Below are 18,751 nucleotides of genomic sequence, written 5' to 3'. Positions count from 1 at the left end.
GAAGAGGGCCATGCCGTACCGCGCGGCCCAGCGCGGCACGGCGTTTCGTCGTGGGCTGCAAGGCGGTCAGGCGGCTTTGGCCTCAGCCACCTGGCCATCCGCGACCGAACTGCGGATGAGATAGTCGAAGGCGGAGAGCGAGGCCTTCGCCCCTTCGCCGGCAGCGATAACGATCTGCTTGTAAGGCACCGTCGTCGCGTCGCCGGCGGCGAAGACGCCGGGCAGCGACGTCTGCCCGTGGTGATCGACGATGATTTCGCCCCTCGGCGAGAGGTCGAGCGTGCCGCGCAGCCATTCGGTGTTCGGCAGCAGGCCGATCTGGACGAAGATGCCTTCGAGATCGATGGCGCGGATCTCGCCCGAGACGCGATCTTCATAGGCGAGGCCACGCACCTTCTGGCCATCACCGAGCACTTCCGTCGTCCGGGCCGAGACCAGCACGGTGACGTTCGGCAGGCTGTGCAGCTTCGTCTGGAGCACCGCGTCCGCGCGGAGCTTGGTGTCGAATTCCAGCAGCGTCACATGGCTCGCGATGCCGGCAAGGTCGATCGCCGCTTCCACGCCGGAATTGCCGCCGCCGATCACCGCGACGCGCTTGCCCTTGAACAGCGGGCCGTCGCAATGCGGGCAGTAAGCGACCCCCTTGTTGCGATAGGCATCCTCGCCCGGCACGCCCATATTGCGCCAGCGCGCGCCCGTCGAGAGGATGACGCTGCGGGCGCGCAAGGCAGCGCCGCTTTCGAGATGCACGGCGAGGTGATCGCCCTCGCGGTTCAGCTCCACCGCCTTCTGCGCGTTGATGATGCGCACACCGTTGGAGCGCACATGCGCTTCGAGGGCGGCGGCGAATTTCGGGCCTTCGGTATGCGGGACGGAGATGAAATTCTCGATCCCCATGGTGTCGAGCACCTGGCCGCCGAAGCGTTCCGCCACCACGCCGGTGCGGATGCCCTTGCGCGCGGCATAGAGGGCTGCCGTCGCGCCCGCAGGCCCGCCGCCGACGACGAGCAGATCGAAGGGCGCTTCCTCGGCAAGTTTGGCCGCATCCCGCGCGGCTGCCCCCGTATCGAGCTTGGCGAGGATCTCTTCGACACCCATGCGGCCCTGGCCGAAGGGCGCACCGTTGAGGAAGATGGAGGGGACGGACATCACCTGCCGCGCCTCGACCTCGGCCTGGAACAGCGCGCCATCGATCGCCGTGTGGCGGATGCGCGGGTTGAGCACGGCCATGAGGTTCAGCGCCTGCACCACATCCGGGCAGTTCTGGCAGGAGAGGGAGAAGAAGGTTTCGAAGTGGAAATCCCCCTCCAGCGCGCGCACCTGGTCGATCACCGCCTGCTCTAGCTTGGGTGGATGGCCGCCGACTTGCAGAAGCGCGAGGACGAGCGAGGTGAACTCATGCCCCATCGGGATGCCGGCAAAGCGCAGGCTGATCGCCTGGCCCGGCGTGTTCAGGGCGAAAGAGGGCGCGCGAAGGCCCTCATCCCGCGCTTCGGTGACCGAGATGTGGGGGGAAAGCGCGGCCAGCGTGCCGAGCAGTTCCATCATCTCGCGGGATTTCGGACTGTCATCGATGGCTGCGGTGATCTCGATCGGGCGGACAACCCGCTCCAGATAGGTCTTGAGCTGCGATTTCAGATTGGCGTCCAGCACGCGACGATACTCCGGCGGTCGGGGTGGAGAAGGCGAGGGGCGTGCCGCCTGCCCCGATGTGAGGCGGGCGGCGGAAAGGCGCGTCAGATCTTGCCGACGAGATCGAGCGAGGGGGCGAGCGTCTTCTCACCCTCTTCCCACTTGGCGGGGCAAACTTCGCCCGGATGGGCAGCGACATACTGCGCGGCCTTGATGCGGCGGAGCAGTTCGCCGGCGTTGCGGCCGATGCCCTCGGCGGTGATTTCCATCGCCTGGATGACGCCCTCGGGATCGACGATGAAGGTCGCCCGGTCGGCCAGGCCCTGGCCTTCGCGCATCACGCCGAAATTGTTGGTGATGGTGCCGGAAGGGTCGCCCAGCATGGTGTACTGGATCTTGCCGATCGTTTCCGACGCGTCATGCCAGGCCTTGTGGACGAAATGCGTGTCGGTCGAGACCGAATAGACCTCGACATCCATGCGGCGCAGCTCTTCATAATGATCCGCGACATCGCCGAGCTCGGTCGGGCAGACGAAGGTGAAATCCGCCGGGTAGAAGAAGAAGACCGCCCAGCTGCCGAGGACGTCCTGCTCGGAGACCTCGATGAACTTGCCCTGCTTGTAGCCCTGGGCGCGGAACGGCTTGATCTTGCTGTTGATGAGCGACATGGAAACTCCTCTCGTCGGTCTGATGCGGAGCGGCCCTGAACCGGCGCCACCTCTGCTGCGGAGCAACATACTGCAACGCAGCATATAGTCCAAATAGATAAATCTGAGGAATTGGATAGGGATTGCCTATCAGCCTTGCGCCGGCCGGGATTTGCCGAGCGGCGGGGCGATCGGCGCGCGGCCGCATACCAGGCTGAGGCGCCGCGCAATCGGGGTTCTCGGGCGCACCCTGCCGGTGCAGGATGCGGGCATGGCGGAGCTGATGCGATATTGGGCCGCGCGGGCGGCAGGCTGGCCCTGGCTGCACAAGGCCGCGCGCACGGGGCTTGCGGTCCTGCCGGGCCTCGTCTGGTGGGCGGCAGGGCAGGATGTGCGCGGCACCATCCTCGCCTTCGCGGCTCTCTGCTTCTCGGTGCCCTACGCCGATCAGGGTCTGCGCCCATGGCAAATGCTCGCCATGGGGCTCGCGGGCGCGCTGCTGCTGCCAGGCGCGCAATTCGTGGCGGCGCGGCCGCTTCTCTGCGTGCCGGCGATCATGCTGCTGGCAATCGGCTATGTTCTGATCCGCCGCGTCACCCGCCTGCCGGTGCGGCTGAGCACCTACCTGCTCATCTTCCTGCTCTATGAGGGGACGGAGCTGGATGTGGCCGGCATCGCCCCCTCGCTCATGGAGCTGCTGGTGGTTATCGCTGGCGCCTGCTGGGCCGTTTTCGTCTGTTTCGGGCTCTGGCCCTGGCGCGGCAGAAAAGCGAAGACCGCGGCCGGGCCCGGGGCGCGCGCCAAGAAGGCAGTGCCTGCGAGCATGAGCGTGCCGCGCCAAGCCTTCTGCACCGCTCTCGCGGCAGGGGCGGCGGCCGCGATCGCCTTCGCCTGCGATCGCGGGCACGCCAATTGGGCGATCTGGTCGGCGATCACCGTGGTGCAATCCGGCGCGCAGGAAAGCCTCATCAAATGCGGGCGCCGCGTGGCGGGTGGCGCGGTCGGCTGTGCCATCGGCTTCGCGCTCCTCCTCGGCCTCGCGCATGAGCCTTGGCTGCTCGATAGCGTCACAGCCCTGCTCGTTCTCCTCATGGTGGCCTTCGAAACCTATCTCTTCGGGGTTGGTGTGCGGAGCGCGCTGGCCGTGCTCGCCGCCCTGCAGCTCGGCGGCGATGCGGTGGCAAGCGGCCTCGCCCGGATCGAAAGCATCGCGATCGGTGTTGTCATCGCGCTCCTCGCCGTGCTGCTCTTGGCGCCCAAGGGAAGCTGGGCCTGGCAGGAGGTTCGCGCCGCCTGGCGTCTTCCCTCTGCATAGCTGGCAGCGCGGATCTGTAGGCGACAGAACCACGGGGCGGTTGAATATCGACGAGGAGAACAAGATGCATGGTCTAAAGATGCGCCAACTCATGGCATTGTTCTTATGCCGTGCCGCTCATTGTCGCGATCATGCTAACCTGTCCGCCCATGTCGAGCCGTCTCCGTAAGCAGATCTTCGACGGGCCAGAGGCGAGCGGCTCCTCCGCCGTCGGTGCATGGGAATTCGATCTGCGGCGGCGCCGGCTGCGCTGGACCGACGGCGTCTACGATATTTTCGGCCTGCCCCGCGGCCAAGCCTTCACGCGGGAGGCGATCCTGGCCCACTATCACGACGTTTGCCGCGAGCGTATGGAGACGCTCCGTGCCCATGCCATTCGAGAGGGCACGGGGTTCAGCATGGAGGCGCGCATCTGGACAGAGAGCGGCGCCCCGCGCTGGATGCGGCTGACCGCAGGCGTGCTGATGCGCGAGGGCGTCGCGGTCAAGATTTTTGGCACCAAGCAAGACATCACGCGGGAACATGCAGCGCTCGCCGAGCTGCGCCAGCGGGCCGATGTCGATGCCTTGACCGGGCTGCCCAACCGGGCCGTCTTCGAAGCTGCCTGGCACGATGTCTCCCGCGGCCGGACGCAGCGGGTGGCGGCCTTCGGCATGCTCGATCTCGACAGATTCAAGCAGATCAACGATGTCTATGGGCATGAAGCGGGAGATGAATGCCTGCGCGTGACCGCCGGCCGGCTGCGCCATGCCTTCGGCAGCCCGGTGCTCATCGCTCGCTATGGTGGGGACGAGTTCGCCATTCTCTGGCACGGACGGCAGGAGCGCGCCGTGGTTGCGCAGCATTTCGTACAGGCGCATGCCGCGCTCTCGACCCCGATCTTTTGGGATGGGCGGCTGATCCCCGTCACCGTCTCGATCGGGGTCGCGCTTGAAGCCGCAAGCGCTCCGGCGAATCTCTTCCGCAGGGCGGATGCCGCGCTCTACCGGGTGAAACAGGCTGGCCGCAACGCCGTCCATATTGAATAATCTCCCGGCCCATCGCAGGGGAGGCAGGAGATGGCGGGGACGGCTGTGGCGATCGCTGGGCGGGCGATCCATGCGCCTGCGCCGGGCGCGGTGGAGGTGCTGGAGCGCGCGCTGATTTCAGCCGATCCTTCCGGCCAGATCCGCTCCATCCGCACCGGCGTCGATGCGGATGATGCGGAGCTTGCGCGCCTGCACGAAGAGGGAGTGCTGGTGACGCTCGCGCCCGATCAGATCCTCATCCCGGGCCTGGTCGATCTCCATGTCCACGCGCCGCAATTCCCGCAAATGGGGACCGCGCTCGACGTGCCGTTGGAAGACTGGCTCACGCGCTACACCTTCCCGCTCGAAGCGCGCTACGCAGAGCTCGACTTCGCCACCGCCGTCTATGAGGAGCTTGTGGCGACGCTCCTCGCGCATGGCACGACGACCGCGCTCTATTTCGCCACCCGTCATCTGGCGGCGACGAAACGCCTCGCCGAGATCTGCCTGGGCGCCGGGCAGCGCGCGCTGGTCGGCCGCGTCGCCATGGACCACCCGGACCTCTGCCCCGAGAACTACCGCGATGCCTCCGCCACAGAGGCGATCGACGAGACGCGCGCCCTGATCGATTTCATCCGGCACATGCCTGGGAACGAGGCAGGGCGGGTACTGCCCGTGATTACGCCGCGCTTCGTTCCGGCCTGCACCGATCCGCTGCTCGCGGGGCTTGGCGCGCTGGCGGCGGAGACCGGCTGCCATGTGCAGACGCATTGTTCCGAAAGCGATTGGGAGCATGGGCATGTGTTGGCCCGCTCAGGGATGACGGATGCGGCGGTGCTCGACCATCACCGCCTCCTCGGCCGGCGTTCGGTGCTCGCGCATGCCAATTTCCTGGAGGATGCGGACGTGCCGCGGCTGCTCGCCCGCGGGTCCGGCATCGCGCATTGCCCGCTCTCCAACGCCTTCTTCGCGGGCGCCGTCTTTCCCCTGCGGGAGCGTCTGGGGCAGGGGCTGCATATCGGCCTCGGCAGTGATATCGCCGGCGGGCCGAGCGCCTCGCTCTTCGATCAGGCGCGGATGGCGGTCGTCGCCTCCCGCATGCTCGAAAGCGGGACGGACCCGGCGCTGCCTGCCGCCGCGCGGGGCAGGCGCGATGCGCGAATCGATGCCGCCGTCGCCTTTCATCTCGCCACGCGCGGCGGGGGCGAGGCGCTCGATCTGCCGATCGGCCTCTTCCGCCCTGGCTTCGCCCTCGATGCGGTTCTGCTGCAATCCGGCTTGGCCGACGGCAATCTCTGCTTCCAGCCGGGGGAGACGGGCGCCCGCATCGTGGAACGGATCGTCATGGGCGCCGGGCGCGGGGACGTGGCCGCGGTCTGGGTGGGCGGCCGCCTCGTCAAAGGCCGGTGAGTGTGATCAAAAGCAGGCAGGGCTGCGTGCGGTCGCCGCGCCTGTGGCATCGCATTTGCTTGGCATTGGCTTGGGTCTGTCCGGGGCTCAGGCCGCCTGAGGAGGAGGAAGCGTGGCGTTTCAGCAAATTCCGATCATCGATTTCGCGCCCATGCTTGGCGCCGATGCCGATGCGAAGCGGCAGATGGCGGCGAGCCTTCGCGCCGCCTGCACCGAGGTGGGGTTCTTCTACATCAAGAACCACGGCGTTCCCCAGGACCTGATCGACGCGACCTTCGCCCAGGCCCCGCGCTTCTTCGGCCTGCCGCTTGAGCAGAAGATGGCGCTCCATGTCCGCCATTCCGGCAATAACAGCGGCTATACCCCGCTCCTCGAAGAGAATACCGACCCGACGGCAAAGGGCGATCTGCACGAGGCCTTCGACATGGCGCATGAACTGCCGGAGGGCGACGCCGACCGTGCGGCCCATCCGAACCACTTCGGCCCCAACCAATGGCCCGCCGCCCTGCCGGGCTTTCGCAGCCAGGTGGAAGCCTACTACGCCGCCATGCTCGATCTCGGGCAGCGGCTTTTCGGCGCCTTTGCGCTCGCCCTCGATCTGCCCGAGGACTATTTCAAGCCGCTCGCCGGCAAGCCGACCGCGATCATGCGGCTGCTCTCCTATCCGAGCCAGGACGGCCCGATCGACCCGCGCCAGATCGGCATCGGCGCGCATTCCGATTACGAATGCTTCACCATCCTCGCCCAGGAAAGCGTGCCCGCCTTGCAGGTGCGCAACAGCCAGGGCGAATGGATCGACGCGCCGCCGATCCGCGGCACCTTCGTCATCAATATCGGTGACCAGATGGCGCGCTGGACGAACGATCTCTTCGCCTCCACCCTGCACCGCGCGATGAATACCTCCGGCCGCGCGCGGCATTCGATTCCCTGCTTCATCGGCTCCAATGTCGATACGATGATCGAAGCCTTGCCCGGCACCGTCTCGGCCAGTCGCCCGGCGAAATATCCGCCGGTCCGCGCCGGGGTTTACGTGCAGAGCCGGCTGGATGCGACCTATGCCTATCGCCAGGAAGAGGCCCCACCGGCCCAAGCCTGAAGCGGCGCAGCCCGGCGGCCCGCGTGGCGCCGGTTTGTTCGATGTGCAGCCCAATCCGTAGGAGGACTTTCGTGAAACGCCTATCCCTTCTCGCCTCGGCTCTCGGCCTTCTCGGCGCCCTCGGTCTCGCCCAGCAAGCGCAGGCGCAAGCGCAGCCGGTGAAGCTCAGCGGCCCGCCCAAGATCGCCTTCATCTACCTCGGCGCCATCAGCGACGGCGGCTGGACGGGCGCGCAGAACCGCGCCCGCCTCGTGCTGCAAAAGGAATTCCACCAGCACATTCCCTATGTGGAGAATATCCCCGAGCAGACGGAGAAGGTGGAGCAGGCGGTCGAGCTTTTCATCAACCGCGGCTACAACGTCATCATCGGCGGCACCTATGGCTATGGCGATGCCTTCAAGGCCGAGGCCAAGGCGCATCCGAACGTCGCCTTCGTCAATATGGCGGGGGTGACGACGGCACCCAATCTCGAAAGCCCTTATCCCAAGACCTATCAGGGCTGGTATCTCGCCGGATACGCCGCCGGCTCGGTCACGAAATCCAAGGTCATCGGCATGATCGAGGGCTTCCCGATCCCGACCGTGCTGTGGGACATCAACGCCTATGCGCTCGGCGCCCGCGCTGCCAACCCCGGCACCGTCGCCAAGGTCGCCTTCGTCAACTCCTGGGACGATCCGGTGAAGGAAGGCCAACTCGCCAACGCGATGCTGGAGCAGGGCGCGGATGTGATCGCGACCGACATGGATAGCCCCGCCGCCATCGTGCAGGCGGAAAAGGCCGGCAAGTATTCGATCGGCTACGAGAACGACATGTCGGCCGCCGCGCCCAAGACGATCATGACCTCGGTGATCTTTCACTGGGACAAGATGCTCGTGCCGATGATCAAGGCGCTCAAGGCCGGCACCTGGACGAGCCAGGGCACCAGCCTCTACGGCATGAAGTCCGGCATGCTGGCGATCACCGAGCCGGTGCATCACGTGACAGCGGAGGTGCAGAAGAAGATCGATGCGATGCAGGCCCAGATGGTCGCCGGCACCTTCGATCCCTTCACCGGCCCGATCAAGGCGCAGGATGGAACGGTCAAGGTTCCCGCCGGCAAGATCATGACGGTCGATCAGCTTTTCTCTATGAACTATCTGGTGGATAACGTTCAGGGCTCGTTCAAGTAAGCATGGCTCCCAGCTCCATCGCCGAGAATGCCGCAGCCTTGGGGCTTGCCCCCGCCGGCGGCGCCGCGCCCGCGGTTCGCATGCAGGGCGTGCGCAAGGCCTTCGGCGAGCGCATCGCCCTCGATGGGGCGGATCTCGCCGTCTCCTGGGGCGAGGTCCATGCGCTCCTCGGCGAGAACGGGGCCGGCAAGTCGAGCCTCATGAACATCCTCGCCGGCTTCTACGGCGCGGATGCCGGGGTGGTGGAGGTGGCCGGGCAAGCCGCTGCCTTCACCGAGCCGCGGGCCGCCTCCGATGCCGGCATCGGCATGATCCACCAGCATTTCAAGCTCGTCGGGCCGCTCTCGGTCTTGGAAAACCTCCGCCTCGCCTGCGGCCGGCGCTGCGGCTGGCGCACGCGTGATCAGGCGCTCGCCGCCGTCTCGGCGATGGCGCAGGATCTCGGCTTCCCCTTGCACGCGGATGCGCGGGTCGATCAGCTCTCGGTCTCGGAACAGCAGAAGGTCGAGATCCTCAAGGTACTGCTCGGCGGCGCGCGCATCCTCATCATGGACGAGCCGACCGCGGTGCTGGCCGAGAGCGAGGCCGAGAACATGCTGCGGCTCGCGCGCCGGCTGGCCGATGACGGGCGGGCGGTCATCCTCATCACCCATAAGCTGCGCGATGTGAGCGCGACGGCCGATCGGGTCACCGTCATGCGCGGCGGGCGGACGGTGCTCGCGGGGGCTGCGGCGCGCGGCCTGTCCTCAGCCGAACTCGCCCGCGCCATGGTCGGCGGCGAGACGGCGGTGGTGCGGCGCGGCCTTGCCTCCACAGGGCAGGAGATCGTCCTCGAACTCAAGGATGTCTCGACACCGGCGGCCGAGCATGACGTGCCGCTGCGCAAGGTCAGCCTCAAGCTGCGCGGCGGCGAGATCCTCGGCATCGCGGGCTTGGGCGGCAATGGCCAGTCCGAACTGCTGGAGGCGATCATCGGCCTGCGCGAGCCGGTGGCGGGCGATATCATCATGCATGGCGAAAGCGCCCCGCCGAGCCCGGCCGCGCGGCGGGAAGCGGGGCTTCGCTTCGTGCCGGCGGACCGGTTCCATCTCGGCCTGTTCGGCAGCCTGACGCTCGCCGAAAACCTCGCGGTGCCGCCGCTCGCCGCGCGGCGGCCCGAACGCAGCCTATGGATTACCCGCGGCTGGATGCGCGGGCGGGCCGAGCGCTCGATCCGGGACTACGAAATCGCCGGCGGCATGGCCGATACCCAGGCTCGGCTGCTCTCCGGCGGCAATGCGCAGAAGCTCATCCTCGCCCGCGAATTCGAAGGGGCCTTCTCGGTGCTGATCGTCCATTCCCCGGCGCGCGGTCTCGATGTGCGGGCGGCGGCGGCGGTGCAGAACCGCCTGCTGGAAGCCGCCGCGCGGGGGGCGGGGGTGCTGATGATCTCGGAAGATCTGGACGAGGTGCTGGCGCTCGCGAGCCAGGTCGCCGTGCTCTCTCACGGCCGCCTCTCGGCCGCGATGCCGATCGACGAGACCGACCGCGCCGAATTGGGGCGCATGATCCTGGAAGGTGCCTGACACTTGCCCCTGCTGCCCTATCGCCTGGTTCTCGCGCCCCGCCTCGCGACGCCGCGCTGGCTGACCGCCGCGACCCTCCTCGGCGGCATTCTCTTCGGCCTGTTCTGCTGCGCGATCTTCCTCCTCGCCTTCGGCGTGCCGCTGAACGATCTCGGCAACGAATTCATCCTCTACGTCTTCGGCAACAAGGCAGGGCTGGACCAGACGCTGACGCGCGCGATCTCGCTCGTGCTGGTCGCCATGGCGGTCGCTCTCTGCCTGCGCATCCGTTTCTGGAATATCGGCGTCGAGGGCCAGCTCTGGATGGGGGCGATCGGCGCGACGGCGGTGACCTTCTACCATGTCGGCCCCTGGTTCCTGGCGATGCCCCTGATGATCCTCGCGGCGCTTGCCGGCGGCGCGCTCTGGGCGGGGCTTGCCGCGGTGATGAAGCTCAAGCTGCGCGCGGATGAGGTGATCACCACGCTGCTGCTCAACTACGTCGCCTATCTCTTCGCGCAGGATCTGCTCTACGGGCCCTGGCGGAACCCCTCCGATTCCTTCCCCATGTCGCCGCTCTTCGCGCCCTATGAGCGGCTGCCGACCTTCCCAGGCTGGCACCTGCATTACGGCGTCTTCATCGCGCTCTTCGTCACGCTCTTCTGCTGGTGGCTCACGCGGTTCAGCCGCTTCGGCCTGCTCGCCAAGGCGGTGGCGGAAAATCGCACCGCCTCCCGCGCGCTCGGCATTCCGGTCGGCCGGATCACGCTGCTCACCGCCTGCCTTGCCGGCGCCATCGCCGGGCTTGCCGGCTTTTCCCTGACCGCGGGGGAGGAGCATCGCCTCACCCAGTTCGTCGGCAATGACTATATCTTCCCCTCGATCGCCATCGCCTATCTCGGCCGCGCCAATCCGCTCGGCGTCTTCGTCGCGGCGATCGCTGTCGCCGGCCTCTATACCGCCGGCGATTCGCTCAAGGCCTTCTACCAGTTGCCCAATACCGTCGTCGTCACCATGGAAGCCTTTCTGCTGATGACGGTCGCGGCGTTCGATGTGTTCGTGCGCTACCGGATTTCGCTGCTGCGGCGCCTGCCCGTGGCGCGTGCCTCGGCCGAAGAAGGTGCGGCATGAACGGGTTCTGGGGGGATTGGATCGGCGCCATCCCGGTTTTCGCCGCGCCCTATCTGCTCGCCACCACCGGCCTCATCATCAACGAGCGTGCCGGGGTGATGAACCTCGGCGCCGAGGGCATCATGTCGATGGGCGCGGTCTCGGCCGTCATCGCCATGCTCTCGGGCGGGAACCTGCCGCTTGCCATCCTCCTCGCCTGCCTCGCGGCCCTCTGCATGACGCTGCTCTTCGCGCTGCTCGCCGTCGTGCTGCGGTTGGAGCAGGTGCTCTCCGGCCTCGTCATCTTCGCCTTCGGCGTCGGGCTTTCCGGCGTCATCGGCGATAGTTTCGCGAACCAGCCGATCACGGCGCTCGGCCCGATCTTCCCGAGCCTCTTCGCGGGCCTGCCGCGCCCGCTCGCCCGGGTGATCGACCAGGATCCGCTGACCTACGCCGCCTTCATCCTGCCCTTTGTGGTGTGGTGGGTGCTGGAGCGCACCGAGCTTGGCCTGCGCCTGCGGGCGGCGGGGGAGAATGCGCCGGCGGCGGATGCGGCGGGCGTCCATGTGATGGGCATGCGCATCGGCGCCGTGCTCGTGGGCGGCATCATGCTCGGCCTTGCCGGCGCGCATCTCAGCCTCGTCGGCAGCCAGGTCTGGGTCTCCGGGATGGTGAGCGGGCGGGGCTGGATCGCGGTCGCTCTCGTCACCTTCGCGCGCTGGAACAGCGTGCGGGCGATCGGCGCCGCCGTGCTCTTCGGCGCGGTGCAGGCGCTCATTCCGCTGATCCTCTCGGGCGGCTTTCGCGTGCCGATCTACCTCATCCAGATGCTGCCCTATCTCGCCACGATCGCCGTGCTCGCGGCCTCCGGCCTCGGCCGTCGCCGCCTCAGCGCCCAGCCGGAGGATCTCGCGCGGCCCTTCCTGCGGGAGGAGAGGCGGTAGGAGCGGCGCGCCTTCAGCCTTCGAGGGAGATGGCGCTCTCAAACCGGGGCGCGCTGCCCGGGCGCGGCGCGTAGCTCGCCCCGTTCACCGTGCCCGGCCGGCCGTCGAGGTAAAGCTCTGTCTCGCGCGGCGCGCTCTGCGCGATGAGCCGCCCGGCCTTGAAGACGAGGAGGCGGCTGGCCCGCAGGCGGATCGCCTCCGCCGCCGTTCGCGCCTGGAGCAGCACGAAATCGGCGCGCGCACCCGGCTCGATGCCGTAGCCTTCAAGACCCATGACGCGCGCGGCACCCGTCGTCACCGCAGCGAAACAGCGCGCCATCGCCTCTTGCGAGGTCATCTGCGCGACATGCAGCCCCATATGCGCGACGTCCAGCATATCCGCCCCGCCCAGCGAATACCACGGATCCATGCAGCAATCCTGCCCGAAGGCGACGGTGACGCCGGCTGCCATCAGTTCCGGCACCCGCGTCAGCCCCCGGCGCTTCGGATAGCTATCGTGCCGGCCTTGCAGGGTGATGTTGATGAGGGGATTGGCGATGACGTTCATGCCTGCTTCCGCGATCAGCGGGATGAGCTTCGAGGCATAGTAATTGTCCATCGAATGCATGGACGTGACATGCGAGGCGGTGACCCGCCCGCCGAGGCCATACCGCTGCGTCTCCGCCGCCATGGTCTCGACATGGCGGGAGAGCGGGTCGTCCGTCTCGTCGCAATGCATGTCGATGGCGAGCCCCCGGTCGGCCGCGATGCGGAACAGCGCCTCGACCGAGCGCCGGCCATCCTCCATCGTCCGCTCGAAATGCGGAATGCCGCCGACGATCTCGATGCCGAGGTCGAGCGCCTTCGCCAGCAGATCGGCCGCGCCTTCGGCCCGGTAGTAGCCATCCTGCGGGAAGGCGACGAGTTGCAGGTCAAGATAAGGTTTCACCTGCTCCCGCACATGCAAGAGCGCCTGGACGCCGAGGAGCTTCGGATCGCTGATATCGACATGGCTGCGAATGGCGAGCAGTCCTTGGGAGACGGCGAGATCGCAGTAGCGCAGCGCGCGGGCGGCGATCGCCTCCGCCGTCAACTGCTGCTTCAATTCCCCCCAGAGCGCGATGCCTTCGAGCAGCGTGCCGGACTGGTTGATGCGCGGCTGGCCGAGGCTGAGCGTCGCGTCCATATGAAAATGCGGATCGACGAAGGGGGGCGAGAGCAGGTAGCCGCCGGCATCGATATTGTCATGCGCTTCGGCCTCCAACTGGGGCCCGACCGCGACGATGCGCCCAGCCTCGACACCGATATCCATATCCCGCCGGCCATCCGGCAGGGTGGCGTTGCGAATGAGGAGATCAAGCATCAGGCGCTGGCTCCCGCCGGTTTCAGATGGTCATAGGTCGCGGTGAGGCGTTGCATGAGGTAATCGGCGCAGGTGATGGGCGGGTAGAGTGCCGCCTCGCCGGGCTTGAGGCAGGTCGGCAACACCTCGACGATCGCATCCGGATTAGCGTCTGCGAAGAAGGCGACCGAATAGCGTTCGGCGCGCGGCCGCAAGACCCGATGGGGGGTTGAAACATAAATGTCATTCGTCCAGCGCATCAGGCAATCGCCGATATTGCAGACGAAGGCGCCTTCGATATGCGGCGCATCGAGCCAGACGCCATCGCGCCTCCGCACCTGAAGCCCTGCCACGCCATCGGTCGCCAGGATCGTGACATTGCCGTAATCGGTATGCTCGCCCGCACCGATCTCGGCGCCTTCCAGCGGCTCACCGGCCGGGTAGTGGAGGAGGCGCAGGGTGGCGATCGGCCGGTCCATCTTATCGGCGAAGAAATCTTCCGCGAGGCCGAGATCGAGCGCGAAGCCGCGATGGATGGCAAGCTGCAAGGCCATGCAGGCGTCGTAATAGGCGAGCACCTGCGCGCGCCAGCCGGGGATATCGGGCCAGAGGTTGACGCCGCGGAAGGGCTTGGCGGCCAGCACCTCCGGGTCATCCGCCGGCAGATCAAAGCCGATGTTGAAGGCCTCTTTCTGGTCCGGGTTCGCGCGGGTATCGAGCCGTTCGGCCGCGAGGCCGACATAGCCGCGATTATGCGGGGAGCGCTTGATGGAGAGCGCCTCCTTCGCGCTCGCCTCTTGCGCGAAGAAGGCCCGGGCGGCGGCGAAGATGCCCTGGGCGACGCTCTCCGCGATGCCGTGGTTCGTCACATAGAAAAACCCGACTGTCCGGCACGCCCGGCCGATCTCGGCCGCGACCGCCCGCCGGTCAGCTTGGTTCGGGGAACGCAAGCCCGAGAGGTCGATGATGGGAAGATCGGTCATGATGGGTCTCGCTTCTGGGCGCGGCGAAGCACCGATCATGCCGGCAGGCGGCGGGCGGGGCAAGCAGTGCGGAGGAGGGTGGGGAAGTGCCCTGCCGGCGGAGCGCGACACGGTGCGGGCCGGGGCAAGCCCGGAGGATGCGCGGATGAAGGATCGGCTTTCGAGCCAAGCCGGGCTTCGGGAAAATTGACCCTACTTCCGGTTTGGGCCGGGAGTGGAAGGGCGGGTCACGGGTCCCGCACAGAGGAGAAGCCGACATTCAGGCGAGGATCGGCGTTGGCTTGAATCGACCGAAATGGGCTATCTAGCAGGTGAAGGCGCAATCCCGAAGGCAGCCATTCCGCCAGCCGGGTCTGAGCAGCTCCTCTGCGCCCATTTTTGCCGCTCAGAGCACCGAAGCACTTATCCCTAAACCGGTTCATCTGTGAATCTTTGTTCAAAGCAGAGGCAAATCGACCACCAGCTTCCACTTCCCGAAATTAAGCTCTTTCGGCAGCTACCTGTGACACCGCAAGACAGTCCTCAAGTAAAACGCGGAGATCGCTAGCCACTTCATGGTTGTTCGAGATACGATAGGCATCCAGCAGCTTGTCGTCATACCCGTTGGCCTTGACGATCCCTTTGAGGGCCGCCAGCAACTTCTTGCCCTTCACAGTGTCCGGGCCTACTCCGCCAGTGGCACTCCACAGAGCCTCCGAGTTTGGTGATCCGCCGTCCGGATACAATTCGCGGTTCACCAATTTACGCTTCGAGAAGAAGGTCTCCTTAGCTTGCCCAACCTTATCGGCTGCGACCGTCCTCCAGCCTTCCGCGACATCTACCGTCACCCCGTAGAGGGCTGCAAGGTGCAACGCAGTGCAGAAATATGCCTCCACGTCGCAACCCGATGTCACCCAAGGGAACGTGCCATCAGTCTTAAACCGATCACTCCACATCCGCGCTTCTTCGGCACTCATGAAGTCGCCGTCTCGATGAATGACCGCCTTTATCTTGAGCTGCCCGTCGACGAGCAGTCCGCTCAAGAGCTTGTCCTTGGGAAGATTATCAATCCCGAAGCAGCGACAAACGGCCAACTGCCTGGACAGCTCCGGCCACTGACGCAGGATCTGGCGAAGCGCCGTGTCATCCTCGTCTTCGACAAAGAACAACGCAGACTTGTCAAGACCACCCCAGCCTAGCAGACGGCGGATTGCCTCTCCGTCGTCGGTTTCGACCTTCCCTTCGTTCATCCACACTAACTTCGCGGATAGACTCGCGCCACGGGTAATGTGAGGGCTATGGGTCGTCAGGACAATTTGAGTCTCGGTCTCTGCTGCCGCCGCTTCCAAGGTCTCAATCAACCGCTCCTGCTTGTCGGGATGCAGATGGGCATCAGGCTCGTCGATAAGCATGATCTTCGGCTCAAAGAGGATCAGGTATGCGAAGATCTGGATTACTTGCAACAGCCCAGTCGCTGCGGTTTCCAGTGGCCGATCTTGGTTGCCAAGACCGGGTGATGAATATGTCGCAGAGATATAGTAGTCTTCACGTTCATCGAATGACACGTTCACGCTGATCCCAGGATGGACCTTTCCGACATACTCATTGAGTCGCTTGAGGCGCGCGATGCCCCCGGATTCGTCGGTCTCGTTCAGGCGGCGGCTGCGAAGGTTCAAAAGGATATTCCGCATGACGCCGCCAGCGTCTCCGCTGGCTGCTTGTCTACGAAGAGACGGCTGTGAGAGGATACTCTCCCGTTCGGAGAGGCCCGCAAGCCCCGGAATGTAAGCGGTGATGAACTGGAAGCGCTGCTTGTAGGGCGTGACTGTGCTCCCGCCTTCAATATACGCCGTGATACCCCCGCGATTTCGCGCTGCGCGAATCTTAACCGTGGCATCGGCCCGTTCCTCCCCGACCGGAGCGTGCGAAAAGACGACCTCAACTGGCGTAGAGGTCGAGTCCGTCTTTAGTTCGCTCTTGTGCGCCGTGCGCAACGGCTCGCTGGAGGGAACGTAGTCGAGTCGCTCGAAGGAAATCATCTCCCTCGTGTTCTTGGGCGGGACGTAGCTAGCCGCACGCGCGGCCCAATGCACAGCCTGAAGAACCGATGACTTACCCGAGCCGTTCGGACCGACCAGGATCGTTACTTGGCCGAGCGGGATTATGGCCTCTAGCGTGGCTTTGAAGTTTCGGACCGTGATCGAGTCGAGTCGAGTCCAACGGCGCGCGCGGTTGGAGCGGGTGTCGGTGACGCCTAGCGCAGGTTGTCCATCACGGGTCGCAGCATCATTGCCAGGTTCAGGAATATCGCTGACAAAGGCAACAGCACTAGTAAGGTCGCCCGCGTCCTTGAGGATTTGCACGTCGCTTGATTCCGCTTGTGGCGTATCGGCATCAACGACCTCGATCGCTACGATTTCCTTGACCGGATTGGCGATCGCGTCATGTTCTGATTCTGTGTCGCTCAAGCAGCCTTCCCCCCTCCCCAGTAACCATAGCCTAAACGACACTCGACACGTTGCCAAATGGGGCCAACGCTTTCGCTTCGCTTAATGGCAGCCTTGCCCATGTGTTCTCACAAGCGACTGGTCTGCAAGCGGCCCATCCTTGCCTCCAGTTAAATGTCCGGTATTTGGGTCCCGACACTTGGAACCTGACAGTCTCTTTTCCCCCCCATGTCGGCTGAAGCGGACCGGTAGCCCAATGTCCGCTTCAGGATAACCGGACCTGCGCCTGCCGGCGGCTCCCTCGCACGTGTGCTGTGGGACGCATAAGCGTCGTGTGCTCCGCCGAGCATCCTTATGAAAGTTCTTTGGTTCTTTCTTTCAAGAAGGAACGGCTTGCCTTCCTTTCACGTCCGCACCTCCCGCAAGCGGCATCACACCCGCGCGCCCCGGTGCAGCGCTTTCCAGATCGCCTCGTCGCGATGGTAGAAATCCGGCCGGTATTGCAGGCTGCCATCGGTATCGACGAAGGCGGTTTCATAGCCGATGATGACCGGCATGGGCGAGGGCAGGAAGTGCCGCGTCGTCTTGTCAAGCGTGATGCCCTGGTCAACCTCTTCCTGCGGCACTTGCAGCAGCAGGGCGGCGAGCCTCGTCACCCCCTGCACGCGGATGCAGCCATGGCTGATCCGGCGGTCGGCGAGGTTAAAGATCTGGTGGTTTGGCGTGTCGTGCAGATAGACGTCGAACCGGTTTGGCATGTCGAGCATGAGGAGGCCGAGGCCCGCATCCGGCCCCGGCAACTGCTCCACCTCGCCATTGCTCAGCGCCACCATGTCGTTCTTCTCGAGGTAATTGGCGTTGCGGCGGATCGCCGGCAGGATCTCGCGCGCCACGATGTCGCGCGGGATCACCCAGGGCGGATCATAGAAGACCGAATTGATGGTCGCCTGGAATTCCGGGCTCTGGTTGATCGTCACGTCCTGGCCGACCACGACGCGCGTTTTGAACACCGGCTGACCGGCCCGATAGAAGACGAGCCGCTCATCGGCGACATTCACCCAGACCCGATCGGCGGGCAGGGGGCGCGGCAGCCACCGCTCCCGCTCCATATTCACCACGATCTTGCGCAGCCGGTCATGCGGTGTGGCGCTGAGCCCGCGATAGGCCTGCAAGGCCTGCCGCAGGCCGAGATAGGTCGGCGTCGTCGGCGCCAGGGCGTCGATCGTCCTGGCCGGGTGCGGGCTGGCCAGCGCCTTGTCGAGCACCAGCGTCACGTCAATCGGCTGCGGTGTCAGGAACTCGCCCGGGCCGCGGCGATCCACCGGCACCGCGCCGCGGGCCAGCGCGTGGGCATAAGTGAGCACGGCATCCGAGAGCAGCAGTTCGCGGTCGAGCGGGGCGAGCATCGCCTGGCGGCGCAGAAGCTCCGCGTGGAAGAGGCTGGGTTCGAGCCCTTGATCGCCGGCGCTGAGCACCGCCTCCCGGAGTGCCGCCGCCTGGGCCGGATGGCGCGGCCAGACCGGCTGGAAGCCATGGCGGGCATAGAACTGCCGCAGCAAGGCGCCATCCAGCGCTTCACCGCCGATCGTGAGGCCCGGCCCCGCCGCTAAGCGCCGGCCGACCGGGGTGGCGGCCGCTGCCGCGGGCGAGAGATCGCCGGCGCTGAGTGCCGAGCCTCCGGCCGCGAGGTCGGATTGCCCGCCGCACCCGGCCAGCATGCAGCTGGCTGCAAGGGCCGCCATGCCGCCCGTGAGCGTGAAACGCCGCGACACCGGGGCCGCGGCGGAAGACGAGAGCTTTTGGCGAGCCAAGGCGAGCTTTCTCCGATTCACGCAACGAGTTGTTTGACACTTCTGGAAGAATTCCCTTTAAGCTATCGTTTGTCTACGTGCCATCCAACGAGGGAGTTACGGAATGACCGCCGTTTCCATGCGAACAGAAGGTTCCCGCAAGCTGCTGCGTCGTGCAGCGATGCTTGCCGTCGTGCTTCCCGTCATGGCGCTCGCCGCCTGCGCGAGCCCGAAGCCGCCGCCGCCGCCGGCCCCCGCTCCGGCCCCGGTGGTGCAGCCCGCGCCGGCGCCCGCGCCGACCCCGGTTCCGCCGGCCCGCGGCTGATCAGCTCTAAGCGGTCAGGCTTCGGCACGCGG

At 66.0% G+C, this 18,751-nt stretch carries 15 protein-coding genes; 9 read left to right on the top strand and 6 right to left on the bottom strand.

The genetic code is table 11. The annotated features are described in order from the left end of the window. Window positions 1-66: 66 nt before the first annotated feature. Both ahpF and ahpC read right to left on the bottom strand, forming a co-directional pair. Window positions 67-1,653, bottom strand: coding sequence for an alkyl hydroperoxide reductase subunit F (gene ahpF, locus ACYQ7X_RS11050; RefSeq protein ID WP_459697077.1), 1,587 nt, complete (start codon window positions 1,651-1,653; stop codon window positions 67-69). Between the two features lie 83 nt (window positions 1,654-1,736). Continuing rightward, on the bottom strand, window positions 1,737-2,300 hold the full coding sequence (ahpC, locus tag ACYQ7X_RS11045) for an alkyl hydroperoxide reductase subunit C (RefSeq protein ID WP_459697076.1): 564 nt from the start codon (window positions 2,298-2,300) through the stop codon (window positions 1,737-1,739). Between the two features lie 250 nt (window positions 2,301-2,550). On the opposite strand from ahpC, the gene ACYQ7X_RS11040 reads away from it, so the two are divergent. From ACYQ7X_RS11040 to ACYQ7X_RS11005, 8 genes are all read left to right on the top strand, one after another. Then, complete coding sequence (locus ACYQ7X_RS11040; RefSeq protein ID WP_459697075.1) at window positions 2,551-3,594, top strand: FUSC family protein; 1,044 nt, start codon at window positions 2,551-2,553, stop codon at window positions 3,592-3,594. 149 nt (window positions 3,595-3,743) lie between these two features. Next, window positions 3,744-4,622 (top strand): diguanylate cyclase domain-containing protein, encoded by an 879-nt coding sequence (locus tag ACYQ7X_RS11035; RefSeq protein ID WP_459697074.1) that lies wholly within the window; start codon window positions 3,744-3,746, stop codon window positions 4,620-4,622. A 30-nt stretch (window positions 4,623-4,652) separates the two neighbouring features. Next, on the top strand, window positions 4,653-6,011 hold the full coding sequence (locus ACYQ7X_RS11030) for an amidohydrolase family protein (RefSeq protein WP_459697073.1): 1,359 nt from the start codon (window positions 4,653-4,655) through the stop codon (window positions 6,009-6,011). A gap of 112 nt (window positions 6,012-6,123) precedes the next feature. Continuing rightward, window positions 6,124-7,107, top strand: a complete 984-nt coding sequence (locus ACYQ7X_RS11025) for an isopenicillin N synthase family dioxygenase (protein ID WP_459697072.1) — start codon at window positions 6,124-6,126, stop codon at window positions 7,105-7,107. 71 nt (window positions 7,108-7,178) lie between these two features. Further along, window positions 7,179-8,276 (top strand): BMP family ABC transporter substrate-binding protein, encoded by a 1,098-nt coding sequence (locus ACYQ7X_RS11020; protein ID WP_459697071.1) that lies wholly within the window; start codon window positions 7,179-7,181, stop codon window positions 8,274-8,276. Between the two features lie 2 nt (window positions 8,277-8,278). Beyond that, window positions 8,279-9,841 carry an ABC transporter ATP-binding protein gene (locus ACYQ7X_RS11015; protein ID WP_459697070.1) on the top strand — a complete coding sequence of 521 codons (1,563 nt, stop codon included), beginning with the start codon at window positions 8,279-8,281 and terminating at the stop codon, window positions 9,839-9,841. Window positions 9,842-9,844: 3 nt separating this feature from the next. Beyond that, a complete protein-coding gene (locus tag ACYQ7X_RS11010; RefSeq protein ID WP_459697069.1) occupies window positions 9,845-10,951 on the top strand; it encodes an ABC transporter permease in 1,107 nt (368 codons plus the stop codon). After that, a complete protein-coding gene (locus tag ACYQ7X_RS11005; protein WP_459697068.1) occupies window positions 10,948-11,874 on the top strand; it encodes an ABC transporter permease in 927 nt (308 codons plus the stop codon). The genes ACYQ7X_RS11010 and ACYQ7X_RS11005 overlap by 4 nt, the downstream gene beginning before the upstream one ends. 13 nt (window positions 11,875-11,887) lie before the next feature. Here the strand turns inward: ACYQ7X_RS11005 and ACYQ7X_RS11000 are convergent, their stop codons facing one another. From ACYQ7X_RS11000 to ACYQ7X_RS10985, 4 genes are all read right to left on the bottom strand, one after another. Further along, the gene (locus tag ACYQ7X_RS11000; protein ID WP_459697067.1) at window positions 11,888-13,216 is read right to left on the bottom strand and encodes an amidohydrolase family protein; all 1,329 of its coding nucleotides are present in this window, start codon (window positions 13,214-13,216) and stop codon (window positions 11,888-11,890) included. After that, the gene (locus ACYQ7X_RS10995; RefSeq protein ID WP_459697066.1) at window positions 13,216-14,178 is read right to left on the bottom strand and encodes an isopenicillin N synthase family dioxygenase; all 963 of its coding nucleotides are present in this window, start codon (window positions 14,176-14,178) and stop codon (window positions 13,216-13,218) included. Before ACYQ7X_RS10995 ends, ACYQ7X_RS11000 begins: the two co-directional genes overlap by 1 nt. Window positions 14,179-14,657: 479 nt before the next feature. Further along, the gene (locus ACYQ7X_RS10990) at window positions 14,658-16,625 is read right to left on the bottom strand and encodes an ATP-dependent nuclease (RefSeq protein WP_459697065.1); all 1,968 of its coding nucleotides are present in this window, start codon (window positions 16,623-16,625) and stop codon (window positions 14,658-14,660) included. Between the two features lie 410 nt (window positions 16,626-17,035). Continuing rightward, window positions 17,036-18,376: a L,D-transpeptidase scaffold domain-containing protein gene (locus tag ACYQ7X_RS10985; RefSeq protein WP_459697064.1), complete on the bottom strand. Its 1,341-nt coding sequence runs from the start codon at window positions 18,374-18,376 to the stop codon at window positions 17,036-17,038. Window positions 18,377-18,518: 142 nt separating this feature from the next. Here ACYQ7X_RS10985 and ACYQ7X_RS10980 point away from each other — a divergent pair, with 142 nt between their 5' ends. Further along, window positions 18,519-18,719, top strand: coding sequence for a hypothetical protein (locus ACYQ7X_RS10980; protein WP_459697063.1), 201 nt, complete (start codon window positions 18,519-18,521; stop codon window positions 18,717-18,719). The last annotated feature ends 32 nt before the right edge of the window (window positions 18,720-18,751 follow it).

The organism is Acidisoma sp. C75, assembly GCF_054665095.1.
The sequence above is the reverse complement of the archived record's forward strand: the minus strand, read 5'-3'. Positions and strand labels throughout refer to the sequence as shown.

Coding starts and splice junctions, on each gene's coding strand:
- ACYQ7X_RS11015 (WP_459697070.1), top strand. CDS start 8,279: ATGGCTCCCAGCTCCATCGCCGAGAATGCCGCAGCCTTGGGGCTTGCC.
- ACYQ7X_RS11035 (WP_459697074.1), top strand. CDS start 3,744: ATGTCGAGCCGTCTCCGTAAGCAGATCTTCGACGGGCCAGAGGCGAGC.
- ACYQ7X_RS10995 (WP_459697066.1), bottom strand. CDS start 14,178: ATGACCGATCTTCCCATCATCGACCTCTCGGGCTTGCGTTCCCCGAAC.
- ACYQ7X_RS11000 (WP_459697067.1), bottom strand. CDS start 13,216: ATGCTTGATCTCCTCATTCGCAACGCCACCCTGCCGGATGGCCGGCGG.
- ACYQ7X_RS11040 (WP_459697075.1), top strand. CDS start 2,551: ATGGCGGAGCTGATGCGATATTGGGCCGCGCGGGCGGCAGGCTGGCCC.
- ACYQ7X_RS11005 (WP_459697068.1), top strand. CDS start 10,948: ATGAACGGGTTCTGGGGGGATTGGATCGGCGCCATCCCGGTTTTCGCC.
- ahpC (WP_459697076.1), bottom strand. CDS start 2,300: ATGTCGCTCATCAACAGCAAGATCAAGCCGTTCCGCGCCCAGGGCTAC.
- ACYQ7X_RS10980 (WP_459697063.1), top strand. CDS start 18,519: ATGACCGCCGTTTCCATGCGAACAGAAGGTTCCCGCAAGCTGCTGCGT.
- ACYQ7X_RS11030 (WP_459697073.1), top strand. CDS start 4,653: ATGGCGGGGACGGCTGTGGCGATCGCTGGGCGGGCGATCCATGCGCCT.